The sequence below is a fragment of the Porphyrobacter sp. HT-58-2 genome (genome assembly GCF_002952215.1).
Taxonomy (GTDB): Bacteria; Pseudomonadota; Alphaproteobacteria; order Sphingomonadales; family Sphingomonadaceae; genus Erythrobacter.
The window spans coordinates 794,079-809,617 of sequence record NZ_CP022600.1; the positions used below are offsets into that span (position 1 = coordinate 794,079).

The 15,539-nt window shown below is 65.3% G+C and carries 15 protein-coding genes; 9 read left to right on the forward strand and 6 right to left on the reverse strand.

Annotated features, from left to right (window positions below; translation table 11 throughout):
- The first annotated feature begins 7 nt into the window (after window positions 1-7).
- The 7 genes from CHX26_RS03895 to CHX26_RS03925 are packed head-to-tail and all read left to right on the forward strand — an operon-like array spanning window position 8 to window position 5,140.
- On the forward strand, window positions 8-289 hold the full coding sequence (locus tag CHX26_RS03895; RefSeq protein ID WP_104941242.1) for a flagellar biosynthetic protein FliO: 282 nt from the start codon (window positions 8-10) through the stop codon (window positions 287-289).
- Complete coding sequence (fliP, locus tag CHX26_RS03900) at window positions 286-1,098, forward strand: flagellar type III secretion system pore protein FliP (protein ID WP_233997262.1); 813 nt, start codon at window positions 286-288, stop codon at window positions 1,096-1,098. Before CHX26_RS03895 ends, fliP begins: the two co-directional genes overlap by 4 nt.
- Window positions 1,095-1,367: a flagellar biosynthetic protein FliQ gene (locus CHX26_RS03905; RefSeq protein ID WP_104941244.1), complete on the forward strand. Its 273-nt coding sequence runs from the start codon at window positions 1,095-1,097 to the stop codon at window positions 1,365-1,367. The genes fliP and CHX26_RS03905 overlap by 4 nt, the downstream gene beginning before the upstream one ends.
- 4 nt (window positions 1,368-1,371) lie before the next feature.
- Window positions 1,372-2,157 (forward strand): flagellar biosynthetic protein FliR, encoded by a 786-nt coding sequence (locus CHX26_RS03910; RefSeq protein ID WP_104941245.1) that lies wholly within the window; start codon window positions 1,372-1,374, stop codon window positions 2,155-2,157.
- 1 nt (window position 2,158) lies between these two features.
- The gene (locus tag CHX26_RS03915; protein ID WP_104941246.1) at window positions 2,159-3,298 is read left to right on the forward strand and encodes an EscU/YscU/HrcU family type III secretion system export apparatus switch protein; all 1,140 of its coding nucleotides are present in this window, start codon (window positions 2,159-2,161) and stop codon (window positions 3,296-3,298) included.
- A gap of 30 nt (window positions 3,299-3,328) precedes the next feature.
- Window positions 3,329-4,759, forward strand: coding sequence for a flagellar filament capping protein FliD (gene fliD, locus CHX26_RS03920; RefSeq protein ID WP_104941247.1), 1,431 nt, complete (start codon window positions 3,329-3,331; stop codon window positions 4,757-4,759).
- 15 nt (window positions 4,760-4,774) lie between these two features.
- The gene (locus CHX26_RS03925) at window positions 4,775-5,140 is read left to right on the forward strand and encodes a hypothetical protein (RefSeq protein WP_104941248.1); all 366 of its coding nucleotides are present in this window, start codon (window positions 4,775-4,777) and stop codon (window positions 5,138-5,140) included.
- 30 nt (window positions 5,141-5,170) lie between these two features.
- Here CHX26_RS03925 and CHX26_RS03930 read toward each other — a convergent pair whose 3' ends face one another.
- The 5 genes from CHX26_RS03930 to CHX26_RS03950 all read right to left on the reverse strand — a co-directional run bounded on the left by CHX26_RS03930 (window position 5,171) and on the right by CHX26_RS03950 (window position 10,142).
- Window positions 5,171-6,046: an alpha/beta fold hydrolase gene (locus CHX26_RS03930; protein WP_104943244.1), complete on the reverse strand. Its 876-nt coding sequence runs from the start codon at window positions 6,044-6,046 to the stop codon at window positions 5,171-5,173.
- Window positions 6,047-6,102: 56 nt separating this feature from the next.
- Complete coding sequence (locus CHX26_RS03935; RefSeq protein ID WP_104941249.1) at window positions 6,103-7,584, reverse strand: lipopolysaccharide biosynthesis protein; 1,482 nt, start codon at window positions 7,582-7,584, stop codon at window positions 6,103-6,105.
- A complete protein-coding gene (locus CHX26_RS03940) occupies window positions 7,577-8,689 on the reverse strand; it encodes a GNAT family N-acetyltransferase (RefSeq protein ID WP_104941250.1) in 1,113 nt (370 codons plus the stop codon). Before CHX26_RS03940 ends, CHX26_RS03935 begins: the two co-directional genes overlap by 8 nt.
- Before the next feature lie 100 nt (window positions 8,690-8,789).
- Window positions 8,790-9,902: an S-(hydroxymethyl)glutathione dehydrogenase/class III alcohol dehydrogenase gene (locus tag CHX26_RS03945; RefSeq protein ID WP_104941251.1), complete on the reverse strand. Its 1,113-nt coding sequence runs from the start codon at window positions 9,900-9,902 to the stop codon at window positions 8,790-8,792.
- A gap of 54 nt (window positions 9,903-9,956) precedes the next feature.
- Window positions 9,957-10,142 (reverse strand): DUF5522 domain-containing protein, encoded by a 186-nt coding sequence (locus CHX26_RS03950; RefSeq protein WP_104941252.1) that lies wholly within the window; start codon window positions 10,140-10,142, stop codon window positions 9,957-9,959.
- Between the two features lie 152 nt (window positions 10,143-10,294).
- Here CHX26_RS03950 and CHX26_RS03955 point away from each other — a divergent pair, with 152 nt between their 5' ends.
- Window positions 10,295-12,742, forward strand: coding sequence for a M1 family metallopeptidase (locus tag CHX26_RS03955; RefSeq protein ID WP_172449682.1), 2,448 nt, complete (start codon window positions 10,295-10,297; stop codon window positions 12,740-12,742).
- Entirely contained in the window at window positions 12,742-13,260 is a 519-nt protein-coding gene (locus CHX26_RS03960; RefSeq protein ID WP_104941253.1) for a DUF6702 family protein, read from the forward strand. Before CHX26_RS03955 ends, CHX26_RS03960 begins: the two co-directional genes overlap by 1 nt.
- On the opposite strand, the gene CHX26_RS03965 is transcribed toward CHX26_RS03960, so the two are convergent.
- A complete protein-coding gene (locus tag CHX26_RS03965; RefSeq protein WP_172449684.1) occupies window positions 13,261-15,444 on the reverse strand; it encodes a sensor domain-containing phosphodiesterase in 2,184 nt (727 codons plus the stop codon).
- Between the last annotated feature and the right edge of the window lie 95 nt (window positions 15,445-15,539).

Below are 15,539 nucleotides of genomic sequence, written 5' to 3' on the forward strand. Positions count from 1 at the left end.
CGGGACGATGCTCGAATACCTCCTGCGCCTTGCGCTGCTGCTGCCGCTGCTGGGCGGGCTTATCTGGGGGAGCCTGTGGCTGACCCGCTGGCTCCAGGCGCGCCTCCACGGCGTGCAGGCAAACAGCGCAGGCGAAAGGCATCTGCAACTCGTCGAAGCCCGCCTGGTCGCACCGGGGATGAAGCTTGCCGTGGTGCGCTTCCATGACCGCGAGATCCTGCTGGGCTGCACCCGGCAGGGCATGGTGCGCCTCAGTGAAACGCGCATTGCGGTAACGGAGAGCGAATGATGCGACGAACCGCGCTTTTCCGTGCAGCCCTGCTGTGCCTTGCTGCGTTAACCATGTTCTGGGCTGCGCCGGTGCTTGCCGCTGTGCCGGCACCCGATCCTGTGGCGGCGGGCGTCGGCCCTGGGATCGGGGGAGCGATCGAGCGCGCGTTGGGCGATGGCGGCGCGGGGGATGACAGTCCGCTGAGCATGTCGCTCCAGCTGTTGGTGGTGATGGGCCTCCTCACCATCCTGCCCTCGCTGGTGCTGATGATGACCAGCTTCCTGCGCATTCTGGTGGTGCTGGCGATCCTGCGGCAGGCGCTCGGCCTGCAAGGTTCGCCGCCGGGGCAGGTGCTGGCCGGATTGGCGCTGTTCCTCTCGCTGTTCGTGATGGCCCCGACCCTCGATGTGGTGAACACACAGGCGATTGCCCCCTATGCCGCCGGAAGCCTTTCGGCCGATGCCGCCATCGGCAAGGCGGGCGAGGCCTTCCACGCCTTCATGATCGCCCAGACGCGCGAGGCGAACCTGATGATGTTCACCGATATCGCCGGGGGCGGCCAGTTCAGCAGCAGCGCGGATGTCCCCTTCTCGATCCTGCTCCCCGCCTTCGTGACGAGCGAGCTGGAGACCGCCTTCCAGATCGGCTTCATGATCTTCCTGCCGTTTCTGGTGATCGATCTCGTCGTCGCCAGCGTGCTGATGAGCCTCGGCATGATGATGCTCTCCCCCACGATCATCTCGCTGCCGTTCAAGCTGCTCTTGTTCGTGCTGGTGGATGGCTGGGCGCTCTTGATGGGCAGCCTTGCCCTGAGTTTCGCGCCATGACGGAAGACGCGCAGCTCCTTGCCCTTGCCGATCAGACCCTGTGGGTGACGGCGCTGATCGCGGGGCCGGTGCTGATCGCGGCGCTGGTGGTGGGCCTCGTGGTGGGGATCATCCAGGCCGCCACTTCGGTCAACGAACAGACCCTCAGCTTCATCCCCAAGCTGGCCGTGACAGCGCTGGTGTTCGTGGTGCTGGGCGCGGCGATGATGGCCTTGCTCACTGACTTCACAGCCGAGATCATGGCGCAGGTCGCCAATCTGAGCGCGTGAGGCGATGAACGCGCTCGATTTCGGCTTCGGCACGATCGAGGCACAGCTGTGGCAGATACTGTTCCTGTCGATCCGTTGCGGCGCGGCGCTGCTGGCCGCGCCGATGGTGGGCGGCATGGCGGTGCCTGCGCCGGTGCGCATCCTGCTGAGCCTTGTGCTGGGATACTTCATCGCCAGCTGGGTGCCGGTCCCCGCACTGCCTGAAATGATGAGCCTTGCGGCGGTTCTCGCCGTGTTTCAGGAAATCGCCGTTGGCCTGATGCTCGGCTTCGTGTTGCAGCTCGCCTTCGCCATCCCGCTCGTCGCTGCCGAACAGATTTCCGGCACCATGGGCCTGGCCATCGCCACTTCGATCGACCCGGCAAGCGGCGCGCAGTCGGGGGCGCTCGGCACCTTCTTCGGCCTTGTCCTCAGCCTGCTGTTCTACGCCATCGGCGCGCATCTGCTGTGGTTTGAACTGCTGATCGAATCTTACCGTCTGCTGCCCGCGGGCGCCTTCGCCTTCGGCGCATGGCGGGCCGAGAGCGTGGTGATGTTCATGGGTTATGGCCTGGCCGCCGCCGCCGCCATCGCGCTGCCGGTGGTGCTGGTGCTGCTGCTGGTGCAGATCGTCACCGGGCTCATCGCTCGTTCCGCTCCGGCGCTGAACCTGTTCGCGCTGGGCCTGCCTGCTGGCGTGCTGGCGGGGGTGGCGGCGCTGATCATTGCCATGCCGGTGATGGTCGGCCAGTTCCGGGGCGTCATCGAGACCGCCCTCGATCAGTCCGCCGCGCTTATCGAGGCGCGCTGAAATGGCTGAAGAGACTCCGGGCGAAAAGACCTTCGCCCCCACCCCGAAGCGCCGTGAGGATGCCGCCAGGAAAGGCGATGTGCTGCGGTCAAAGGAGCTTGCCACCCTTGCCGCCACGGGTGCAGGCGCGCTGGCGCTGTGGGGTCTGGGGGCATGGCTGACCGAAGGGCTGGGTCACCTTGCCCGCGCCGGGTTCACCTTTGACCGCGCCGCGCTCGACGGTTTCACCCCCGGCGCAGCGCTGGGCGATGCCGCATTGGCTACGCTGCCGCCGGTGATGGCGCTGGGCCTGATTGCCGCGCTTGCCGCCGCTGCTTCGCAATTGCTGCTGGGTCAGGAGGGGCGCTTTGTCGCCGGAAATGCTGCCTTCAAACCTTCGCGCATCAACCCGGTGAGCGGGCTCAAGCGCATCCTCGGCTGGCAGGGTCTGATCGAACTGGGCAAGGGCCTTGCCAAGCTGGCGCTGCTCGGCGGGATCGCCTGGGTGTGGGCCGGGGATCGCGTCGTGCCATTGCTGGCGCTTGGCAGCCTTTCGCTCGAAGCGCAGCTGGGCGTGGCCCGTGATGCGATCGTCAGCCTTGTGGCTGCGCTGCTGATCGGGCTGCTGGTGATCGCCGCCATCGACTACCCGCTGCAACGCTTCCAGCGCGACAAGCGGCTGAAGATGAGCCTGCAAGAGATGAAGGAGGAGAACAAGCAGGCCGAAGGCTCGCCCGAAATGAAGTCCGCCAGGCGCCAGCGCCAGCGCGATCTGGCGCGCGGGGGTGTGGCACGCGCAATGAAGGAGGCCCAGTTCATCATCGTCAACCCGATGCACTTCGCCTGCGCGATCACCTATGATCCGGCCCGCGCGCCAGCCCCGCTGCTGCTGGCGAAAGGCCGGGGCGAGACCGCGCTCGCGATGCGCGAGATCGCCGCCGAAGAGGGCCTGCCGGTGCTCGAATATCCGCAGCTGGCCCGCGCGGTCTACTTCACGACCCGCCCGAACCAGATGGTGCGCGAAGAGCTTTATGTCGCGCTCGCCTCGCTCGTGGCTTTCGTACTGGCATTGAAACGCGGTCAGCGCCCGCGCCGTCCGGTGGTGGAGGTGCCACAGGCCCTGCGCTTCGACGGCGATGGAAGACCGGAAAATCATCCTTAAACTTTGCCGCCGCCTTCCGTCCTCACCGGCATGACCACCGCAGGCTCCTCGATCATTTCCGCGCTCGGCGCTGGCAGCGGCGTCGATTTCATCACGCTGGCGCAGGACATTTCCGCCGCCACCTTCGCTGCGCAGCGTGACCAGATCGCCGCGCGCAAGACCGCGCTGGAGGCGCAGATTTCCGCAGCCGGCCAGCTGCGCGGGGCCATCACCGGCCTTGCCAGCGCACTGGGTGACCGCATCCGCACCGGCGATCTTGCCCCGCGCGGCGATCTTGCCAATCCCGCGGTTGCCCGCGTCAGCGTACCGGCGGGCCTGTCCCCGCGCGGGAACTTCCAGCTTGAAGTGACCCAGCTCGCCAGCAGCCAGACGCTCGTCGCCCCGGCGCTGGCCAGCCGTGATGCGCTGGTCGGCGAAGGCACCTTCACCTTGCGTTTCGGCACGGTGGATGGCGCGAGCTTCAATCCCGATGCCGCACGACCCGTGATCGACATCGCCGTCACCGCCACCGACACGCTCGCCACGCTGGCCGTCAGGATCAATCAGGCCAGCGGCGGGGCGGTGCAGGCCTATGTCGCCAACGGTACGGGCGGCGCGCAACTGGTGATGAAGGGGCGCGAAGGCGCGGCGAACGGCTTTGTCATCGAAACCACCGGTGCGGGCGGGGGAGCGGTTCCGGGCGATCTCGACTATCTCGGCTGGGCTCCGGCCAGTGATGCCGGACAATTGCAGGGCAGCGCGCGTGATGCGACCTTCCGGCTCGATAGCGTGGCCATGTCCAGCCCCACCAACCGCGTGACTGGCCTGCCGGGCGGCTTTACGCTGGATCTGACTGCCACCAATAGCGGCGCGCCAACCACGCTCAGCTTTGCCAGCAACCCGCAGGCGTTTGCGGGCGTGATGGAGGATTTCGTGACCGCCCTCAACGATATCGTGGGCGAGCTCAACCGGCTGGCTGCGCCGCTGGGGGGCGAGCTGGGCAATGATCCCGGCGCGCGCGAATTGCGCCGCGATCTGGCGGGCCTGTCCGGACGCGTGGTGATGCCGAATGCGGCGGACGGTGCGCCGCGCACGCTCGCCGATCTCGGGCTGGCGCTGAACCGCGATGGCACTTTCCGGCTCGATACTGCGGCGCTGAACCGGGCGCTGGAGACCAATTCCGATGCGGTCGCGGCGATGTTCACCACCGGGGTCAACGGCGTGTTCGCGACGATGGACCGGTTTGCGCGCGAGAACAGTCTCGTCACCGACCCCGGCACGCTGGGTGGCTCGTTGCGCCGCTTCGAACAGCAGGTCGCCGCGAGCGACGAGCGGCTGGCCCGGATCGCCGAGCAGCAGGAGACGCTGCGAGATCGCCTCACCCGCCAGTTCACCGCCTCCGAACGCCGGGTGGCGGCTTCGCAATCGACGCTCACCTTCCTGCGTCAGCAGATCGACATCTGGTCGGCGCGGGATCGGTAAGGGAGGCCTCGCGCGATGCAGATGCTCGCCCGCAATCCTGCCGCTGCCTATCGCCGCGTCGAGCTTGACGCGCGGATCGAAGCTTCGGGCAGTGCAGACCTCACGCGCATCTGTCTTGAGGAGGCGGAGGCCGCGCTTGGCCGTGCCTTGATCGCTTCAGGTCGGGGCCAGACCCCTGCCAGAGAGCCGCTCGAACGGGCGCAGACGATCATGCTGTGGCTCGCTCAGTCGGTCGCGCCGGATCATCCGCTGGGGGCCAGCCTCAAGGCCTTCTATGGCGGGCTGGCGGGCCAGATCAGGGGGCAAATCCTACAGGCGGATGCCGGGGCTTTGGCAAGGATTCACAGGGATATCAGGGATTTGCTTGAAGCGGCGGGGTAGTGTTTCACATGAAACATTTACGGAACACGGTCACTCACCGATAAACTCCGCGATGATCCGCGCCGCATCCTCCGGGTCCTGGAAGGGGTGGAAATGGGTCATGTCCGGGCGGTAGAGATCGGTTCCCTGCGGCAGGATGCCGGCCAGCTGAGGCCAGGTCGGCGAGCTCTTGAAATCACTGAGGTTGGTCATCTGCGCGCGCACCACCAGCGTGGGAATCGCAACCCGCTTTGCCGCCTCCAGAATGGCGCCGTTGCTGCGGCTTGACCCATAGACGCTGGCCTCGACTTCGGGCGCGCAGGCCAGTTCCAGCCCTTCTCCCGATGCTGCCGGGACAAGCCCGTGGCGGCAGTAATCCTCGAACACCCGTCGGTCGAACAGGTCATAGGGATCGCGCGTGGCAAAGCGTTCGATCATCGCTTCGACGCTGGCGAAGTCGCGCTTGCGGCGGATCGCGGGATGGGGGTTGTCGGCGGTGAACTGCGTTTCGGCCGCGGTGTAATATTCGGGCGCGAGGATCACGGGGTCGAACAGCACCAGACGCGAAAATGCCTCGGGATGGTCAGCCGCAACCTGAAGCAGCGTGTGCGCGCCCATCGAATGGCCGATGCCGACAGCTCCGGCAATGCCCGCTTGATCAAGGAAATCAGCCACATCGTTCGCCAGCACGCGCCAGTCGGCGATCGGCCCGGCGCGCGATTGGCCATGCCCCCGGATGTCGATGGCAAAGGCGGGATGATCGGGAAAGCGCGCGATGATGGCGTCCCACACCCGCCCGTGAAATCCGGTCGCATGCGCAAAGACAATCGGCACACCGCCGCCGATGCTGGGCCATTCATGCACCGCAAGATCAATGCCGCCGGTGGGGTAGAAGCGGGTGAGGGGGGCAGGTCGTGAAGCACTCATGGCCTCGACCAAGAGCATCGCCAGCCCCAAGTCAATCGCACGAATTTGGCAGGGGGTTACTGCACCGGGGCGGGGGCGCCCTCCGGCGTGGTGTCACCATCGCCGCGGTTGCGCAGGAAGCGCAGCGCCTCGGCCAGCCGATCCGGGGCCATCAGGCGCAGCAGGGCGAGATACAAGGCCACGCCCAGCACCACCGCCAGCGTCAATGTCACCAGCGGCACCGCGGCAGGCAGCGCCGGAAGCAGCAGCGCCACTCCCATCGCCATGCCGAGCGCGGCGCCCAGCGGCGGCGCCACGGCGCGCGCCAGCCCCGCCAGCGGCAGTTCCAGCACCCGGCGTGACAGTGCGATGGTGGCGCAGGTCAGCACCGCCATGCCGCCAACCCAGCCCCATGCAAAGCCCGTAACCCCCCATTGCGATCCAGCCATGAAGGCGGTCGGCATCACCACCGCGCCGAGCATCGTCACCCTGAGCGCAATGCCCGGAAAGCCGCGGGCATTGGTTGCGGGGGAGAACAGGATCTGCAGCGTCAGCATCGCCATTGCCAGCGCGAGGATCGGCAGCAGCGGCACGATCTCGATCCACTTGTCCCCCAGCAGCACCGGCACCAGCACCGGGGCGACCACGGCCATCCCGGCATAGGCAGGCAGGGCCACCAGCATCACCAGCCGGATCGTTGCCAGCACCGGCTCAGGCCCGGCGGCCTGCTGGCGCGAATAGGCGGCATAGGCGACTTCGTTGATCGGCGGCACGAACTTGGCGGCGAGCAATTGCGCGAGAAACAGCCCGGTGGTGTAGACGCCAAGGCTGTGGGGATCGAGCACTCGCCCGGCGATCATCACATCGGCCTGGCTCTGGACGAACCAGAACAACTGGGTGGCGGTCATCACCCCGCCGAAACCGGCGATGTGTCCTGCCCCGGCAAAGCGGAAAGTCGGCCGGATCGGTGCGCGCGCGGCCCACGTCATGCCGACTGCCTCGGTCAACAGCATCACCATCGGCGCAGCGACCAGCGTCCACACCCCCCAGCCTGACAGCGCGCCGGTAAGCGCGGTTGATGCGCCGATGACGGCAGCGGCAAGGCGCACCTGTGCCGGACGCCGGAAATCCATCCGCCGCGCCAGGATCGCCGAGGGCAGGGCGCAGAACGGCACCGCGAGATAGAGCAGCGATTGTACCCGCAACAGGTCGGCGACCTGGGGCTGTTCGAACCACAGCGCCACCAGCGGCGCGGCCAGGAACTGGGTGATTGCCAACCCGCCATTCAGCAGCATCAGCATCCCCAGCGTCTGGCGCAGGCGTTCCTCGCTGACCTCGTCCTCGCGGATCAGCGCGGACGCGAGGCCCCAGCCGTTCATCGTGCTGAGCAGCACCAGCATCACCTGCGCCATCGCGAACAACCCGTAATCCTGCGGGGCGAGCAGGCGGATCACGATCAGGGTCGAGGCCCATGACACGATCTGGGTCAACACCTGACTGCCCGATCGCCAGATGACCGCTGTGCGAACCTGCGATGCGAACGAAGGGGCGTCAGCCATGGACAAGCCCGCGCGGCACATTGTCGATCAGACCCGGCCCGCGCACTGCCTTGCCCCAGACGCGGGCCAGTACCTGTGCGGCGGTGCGGCTGTGCACGAACAGCAGATCGGCCATGTCATAGCCTTTGACCGCGCCCATTTGCGTTTTGTAGCCTGAATCGCCCGCACCAAGATCCATCAGGCTCTGACCGTCGGCGATGGAATCGGTGACGGCACGGTAATTGGCAAGCTTGCCGATCTCGTACTTGCCGAGCTCGCTGACATAGGTTCCGGCGATGCCATATTGCACCGGCCCGTCGTCAAGGTCGAAGCTGAAGGCGACCGTGCGCCCGTCGATCGTCAGCAGCGTTGCGCACAGGTTCTGCGCAAGCACCGGATCAGCCAGCGCCCCGCGCCACTGCGCGCGCTTGGCAGGCGACATGAACTTGGCGCCGCTGCCGTCGGTGGTGCGAGCGATCCAGCTGGCGGCCTCGACTGCGGCAAGCTCGGCCAGCACGTCATCGTTCCACCCATCGCCGCGCACGTGGCGCCAGGCGACCGTCCCCAGACTGGCGAGGCGTCGTTCCGCCTTGGCAAGGCGCTTGGCGGTGGAGGCGCGCGGCCAGCCATCACGCCGCGCCTGATCGAGGTCGATCACCCAGCTTGTCCCGGCAGGGCGGGAAAGCACCGTCCACCCGGCAAGCTGGGCGGCGTCGATGAGAACGGCGATCCCCGGATCGTCGCAGCGCGCCGGGCCAACGCGCCATACAGGGCCGAGCGCGCGCGCGGCGCGGTGATCGAGCGCATGGGCAAGCTCGAAGACGCTGCAATCAGAAGCAATCAGCGCCCCGCGCAGAGGCCAGTAGGAGCCGGGAACCTTGCGTGCGCGCGCGATTGCCGGGCCAAAATTCACGGTCGGGATTGCGGCCAGGACGGCGTCAGTGTCTGCGCCGCCGCGCCGGATCAGCAGGGTTCGTCCTGTACCGGTGATACCTGCGCCAAACCACGCGGCCCGCAGAAAGCCATGTCCCGACAGATTATGCGCCGACAGCACGTCGATTTCAGGCGGGAAGCCCTCGACGGTCGTCACCGTGAGGTGATCGGCTGCAATCCTGCTCTCGAACATGGCTCACCTTCTGCGCCCGCAGGCGATCGCGGTGACTGGCCATAGCGCCGCAGCGTAACCACCCGGTTAACCACAGGCTATAAAAGCGGATTTTCGAACCCTAGAACACCACGACGCTGCGGATCGACTTGCCTTCGTGCATCAGATCGAAGGCGGTGTTGATCTCCTCGAGGCCCATGACGTGGGTGATCATCGGGTCGATTGCGATCTTGCCGGTCATGTACATGTCGACGATCTTGGGAACGTCGGTGCGGCCCTTGGCCCCGCCGAATGCGGTGCCGCGCCAGTTGCGCCCGGTGACGAGCTGGAACGGGCGGGTGGCGATTTCCTTGCCCGCTTCGGCGACCCCGATGATGATGCTGGTTCCCCAGCCGCGGTGGCAGGCTTCCAGAGCGGTGCGCATCACTTCGGTGTTGCCGGTGGCATCGAAGGTGTAATCCGCGCCCCCGTCCGTCATTTCGACGATCTTGGCGACGATGTCCTCGCGGCTCATCCCCCGGCTGTCGAGGAAGTGGGTCATGCCGAACTGGCGGCCCCACTCCTCACGCGCGGGGTTGATGTCGACCCCGATGATCAGGTTCGCCCCCGCCAGCCGCGCGCCCTGAATGACGTTGAGGCCGATCCCGCCGAGGCCGAACACTACGACATTGTCGCCGACCTGCACCTTGGCGGTGTTGGTCACCGCGCCGACGCCGGTGGTGACGCCGCAGCCGATGTAGCAGGCGCTCTGGAACGGCGCGTCCTCGCGGATCTTGGCGACGGCGATTTCGGGCAGAACGGTGAAGTTCGAGAAGGTCGAACAACCCATGTAATGATAGATCGGCTGGCCCTTGTAGCTGAAGCGGGTGGTGCCGTCGGGCATCAGCCCCTTGCCCTGGGTGGCCCTGATGGCCGTGCACAGGTTGGTTTTGCCGGAGAGGCAGCTTTTGCACTGGCGGCATTCCGGGGTGTAGAGCGGGATCACGTGATCGCCCGGCTTCACCGAGGTCACGCCCGCGCCCACCTCGCGCACGATGCCAGCGCCTTCGTGGCCGAGCACGGAGGGGAAGATGCCCTCGGAATCGAACCCGTCGAGCGTATAGGCATCGGTGTGGCAGATGCCGGTCGCCATGATCTCTACCAGCACTTCGCCGGCCTTGGGGCCTTCCAGATCGAGTTCGACGATTTCGAGCGGCTTTTTCGCTTCGAAGGCAACGGCGGCGCGGGTTTTCATGAGGCAGTCTCCTTGAGGCCTGCCTATTCCCGCAGCTTTGCAGCTTGGCAAGCCTCACCCGCGTTTGGGGACTGCCTCATGGTCATAGGGACAGTGGCGGCAGGCCGATCCGCAGCACTTCCCGCGCTTGAGATGCGCAAGGCGGGTGAAGACGGTGTATCCGGTGTCGGGATCGCGATAGGTTGCCTCTCCGCGCGCGCAGGCGGCTTCGTGCAGAGCGTGCCAGGCGGGAAGCGTCATGACCCCATCCGATAATGCCCCGTCTGGCAGAGCGAAAGTGTCACTGATGCCATGCACGACATAAAATTGCCGCTCTGCGCAGGATAGCGGCTTGCACACTTGCTGCTTTTGCGCTCTCTCAGGCGTCTGCCATTCTTGCCGGAGAACGCCCCTTGCGTTTCGTTCTGTTTTTCGTCGCCCTGTTCCTTGCTGTCCCTGCCGCCGCGCCGCTGGCGGCTCAGGGCGTGCAGCAGACCAAGGGAAGCTTTGAGGACAAGTTCCGCCAGCTCGATGAAGTGCTGCCCGATCCCAACACCTATCGCAACGCCAGCGGTGCGCCGGGGCATGAATACTGGCAGCAGAAGGTCGACTACACGATCGAAGCGGAACTCGACGAACCCAAGCGTCGTCTGACGGCGCGGGCGACGGTGCGCTACACCAACAATTCGCCCGATACTCTCCCGTGGCTGTGGATGCAGCTCGACCAGAATATCTTCAGAACCGATTCGATGGCCGAGCTGACCGATGCTTTCGGCGGTGCCGGTCGCCGCGGGCCGAAGGTGACGCTGGGCGGAGGCAATGAACCGACCCGTCTTTCGATGGACGAGCTGCGCCGCCAGCAGGCGATGGCCGACAACAAGTATGGCTATGACATCAACGCCGTGCGCACGCTGGCGGGTGCGAACCTGCCGCATACCATCGTCGGCACGCTGATGCGGATCGACCTGCCCGAGCCGCTTGCGCCAGGGCAGACCACCGAATTCGCTATCGAATGGGCTTTCAATATCGTCGAGGAAGACGCCGTGGTGGCGCGTTCGGGCTACGAACACTTCCCTGATGATCCGCGCAAGGGCGGCAACGACATCTTCCTGCTGGCCCAGTGGTTCCCGCGCATGGTGGTCTATTCGGACTATGAAGGCTGGCACAACAAGGAGTTCCTCGGTCGCGGCGAATTCACGCTGGAATTCGGCGATTACGACGTCGCCATGACCGTGCCGGATGATCACATCGTCGCCTCGACCGGGGTGCTGCAGAATCCCGAGACCGTCCTGACCGCCGCTCAGCGCCAGCGGCTCGAAACCGCCAAGAATGCCGATGCGCCGGTGTTCATCGTCACCCCGGCCGAAGCTGCCGCTGCCGAGGCAGGCAACCCTCGCGGCAAGAAGACCTGGCGCTTCTCGGCGCAGAACGTGCGCGATTTCGCCTGGGCCTCCAGCCGCAAGTTCATGTGGGACGCGCAAGGCCACAAGCAGCCCGGCGCCGAGCATGAAACCGTGCTCGCCATGAGCTTCTGGCCCAAGGAAGGCGGCGAGCTGTGGCGCAAATATTCGACCGCCGCGGTGGTCCACACCATGAAGGTCTATTCGCGCTTCAGCTTCGATTATCCCTATCCCACCGCGCAGTCCGTCAACGGGCCGGTCGGCGGGATGGAATATCCGATGATCACCTTCAACGGCCCGCGCACCACCCTGAACAAGGACGGCAGCCGCACCTATTCCTTGGCCGAGAAGATGTTCCTGGTCGGCGTGGTGATCCACGAAATCGGCCACATCTACTTCCCGATGACGGTCAATTCCGACGAGCGCCAGTGGACCTGGATGGACGAGGGGCTGAATTCGTTCCTGGATTCGGTCGCGGGTTACGAATGGGATCCGAACATGCCCTGGACCCGCAGCGTTCCGCGCGATCTGGTCAGCTACATGGTCTCCAGCGATCAGCAGCCGATCATGACCCAGTCGGATTCGATCACCAACCTCGGCGCCAACGCCTATGGCAAGCCGTCGGCCGCCTATCACCTGCTGCGCGATACGATCATCGGGCGGGAACGCTTCGACTTTGCGCTGAAGGAATATGCCCGCCGCTGGAAGTTTAAGCGCCCGACCCCGGCGGATTTCTTCCGCACCATCGAGGAAGCCTCCGGCACCGATCTCGACTGGTTCTGGCGCGGGTGGTTCTACACCACCGATCACGTCGATATCAGCCTTGATTCGATCTACCGGCTGAAGATGGACACCAAGGATCCGGACATTGATCTGCCGCGTCGCCGCAAGGAGCGTGACGAGGAGCCGGAGCTGGTCGGTATCGGGCTCAACCGCGAACAGCGCCTGCCGATCTGGGTGCTCGAAAATCCGGGCGTGACCGATTTCTACGACAAGAACGACCAGTTCACTGTCACCCCCAAGGACCGCAAGGGCTATACCGACTTCCTTGATGGGCTGCTGCCCTGGGAGCGCAAGGCGTTTGACCGTGCGGTGAAGGAGGACGCGAATTACTACGTCCTCAATTTCAGCAACAAGGGCGGCCTCGTGATGCCGATCATCCTTGGCCTGACCTTCAAGGACGGGTCGAAGGAGAAGCTCAACATCCCTGCCGAGATCTGGCGTCGCAACAGCAGGGAAGTGGCCAAGCTGCTGGTCTATCCCAAAGGCAAGGAACTGGTGCAGGTGATGGTCGATCCCGATTGGGAAACCGGCGATGCGGATTTGGAAAACAACCACTACCCGCGCCGCATCATCCCCAGCCGGGTCGAAGCCTTCAAGGACGAAGCCAGCCGTTCGCGCGTCAGCCGCGATCTGATGGGTGAGGCGGTGGGGGCCGAGCCTGACAAGAAGCGCAAGTAATGCTGCGCTGTCTTGCGGCGCTGGCGCTGTTGCTGGCCCCGGTGTGGGGCAGCACGGCGCTGGCGCACCAGCAGAAGTTCACGATCACCACCATCGCGCACAATCCGCGCACGGGCATGATCGAGATCATGCATCAGGTGCCAGTGCATGACGCCGAACATTCACTGGTGGTGCAGCGCACGGGCAATCCCAACACCCACTCGCCCGATATCATCGGCAGCGAGGAAAGCCGTGAAGCTTTTGCCCGCTATGTCACGCGGCGGTTCCTGTTCCAGCTGGGCGATGCGATCATCACGCCCGATTATGTCGGGAGCGAAATCACGGGCGGGAGCCTGTGGGTCTATCAGGAAGTTGCTGCGCCTGCTGAGGGCGAACTGCGCCTCAGGGTCAATTCGCAGATCTTCACCGATGTCTGGGCGCGGCAGGAAAACCGGGTTAATCTTGGCGGTGGAACCAATGTTTCCACCTTCATCTTCCACGGCGGAGACGCGCCACAGACCGGGCTGCTGCCGCGCTGATCAGGCCCTGCGGCGTACCTCTGCCCGAGCGGCCGCAAAGCGCGCCTGCATATCCGGCAGCAGCGCCGGGCGGCCATAGCGGTAGCCCTGCACATGCGGGCAGCCGATCGCGCGCAGGAAGGTTTCCTGCTCCTCGGTCTCCACGCCTTCCACCACCACCCGCAGGCCGAGCGAATGGCCCATCTGCACGATCGCCTGAATGATCAACCGCGACTGGTGATCCTCGCCGATGGCAGCGATGAAATCGCGGTCGATCTTGACCTTGTGGATCGGGAAGGCGCGCAGGTGAGTGAGCGAGGAGAAGCCGGTGCCGAAATCGTCGAGGCAGATGGTAAAGCCGCAATCGTCGAGCATCGCCAGCGAGGCGCGCAATTGCCCCCCGGCGTCAAGCAGCATCGTCTCGGTCACTTCGATGGTGATGTTGCGGGGGCTCAAGGCGCTGTCGTCGATCACCTCGATCAGGTGACGGACGAAATCGCCCTGCCGCAGATCGGCTTCTGACAGATTGAGGCCGATCCGGGTGTCCGGGCCGAACAGGGCAAGGATCGCAGGACCATCGGCCACCACTTGATCGAGCATCACCCGGCTGACCCGGCGCGACAGGTCGGGATCGAGCAGGGCGGCGAAGATGTCGCTCGCGGCGATCAGCTGGCCATCCTCATCGCGCAGCCGCAGCAGCGCTTCGACCGAGACCACCCGGCCACTCTCCAATTCGAGGATCGGCTGATAGGCCGCCAGCGCCCGCCCGCCATTGAGCGCGCTGCGCAGGAGAGCAATGGCGCGCTGGCGTTCGGACTGGCGCGCTTCGATCTGGTGATCCCAGCATACCACCGTGCCGCGTCCGGCTTCCTTGCCGCGATAGAGCGCAAGGTCGGCCCGGCGCATGATTTCCTCGCTGCTTGCCGGGGTGTTCATCTGCGCCACCCCGCAGGTCGCTCCGATCTTGAGCAATGTGCTGCCGAGCGGCGGCATTTCGTCAAAGTCTGCCAGCACATCGGCAAGGACACCTGTCACGGCTTCGACGGACATTCCTGACGGGAACAGCATGGCGAATTCGTCGCCGCCCCAGCGCGCCAGGAAAACGCCTTTGGGAATACGGTTCTGAAGCTGTCCGGCGATCGTCTCCAGCACCCGGTCACCGACCAGATGGCCCAGCGTGTCGTTGACGTCCTTGAACCCATCGAGGTCGAGCAGCGCGACCGCCACCGTTGCGTGTTCGACATTCTGCATGGCAATGGCCAGACGACGATCGAAGGCTGCACGGTTGTAAAGGCCGGTCAGCCGGTCGCGTTCCGCGGCGCGCTTCAGCGCGACATTGCGCAGGTGTTCCTCGGTGCAGTCGAGGATGATACCCGCCACCGAATCCGGCTCGCCATCGACCTGAATGCGCTCGCCCACGACCCGGATGCGCCGCATTTCACCATCGCGCCGATGGATCGTGGTTTCGAACATGAAGGGTTTGCCGCCCTCGATCGTGTCATCCATCGCCTTGCTGACCATGGCGCGGTCCTCCGGCTGATAGAGATGCACCACGTCGCGCACGTTGATCGCAGGGCCGGGCTCCAGCCCGGTGATGGCATAGACCTGATCGGACCAGCGCAGCCGCTGCGTGGCAAGATCGACCCGCCAGCTGCCGATGTTCACGGCACGTTCGGCCTGACGAAAGATCTGGCTCGATTGCTGAAGCGCTGCATTGGCGAGGCTGAGGGCGCGGGTGCGGGCATGCAGCGCAAGGCTCTGTTCGGCAAGCTCTGCCAGCATCGCCAAGGGGGCGATCTGTTCGGGTGTGAAGGCTTCAGGCTGAGGAGAGATTGCGCACAAGGCGCCCAGCAGCACGCCGCCTTCGCCGCGGATTGGCACGCCGAGGTATGACCGGATGAAAGGCGATCCCGTAACCAGGTTGTTGGCGCTAAGGCGCGGGTCGGAGCGCGCGTCGGGGATCAGCAGCGGTTCCTCGCTCTGGACGCAAACGGAGCAGAAGGAATCGGTGATGGGGGTTTCGGTAAGATCCGTCCCGGTTCGCCCTAGAAACCACTGTCGTTCTTCCTCCACCACCGAAAGCAGTGCGATCGGGCAGCCGAGCATGGTGCTGGCGAGGTGCGTGATCCGCGAAAACACCTCTCGGTCGCTGATCGCCTCAAGGCCGAGGGCGCTCATGGCTTCAAGGCGAGGGGCTTCGATCACCCCCTGCCCTTGGCGCATCAGCGGTTAATAAACCGTCGCCTCAAATCACGGGAATCTATGGATAAGCCGGGTAACCTAAGCGGCTGGGCGGGCAT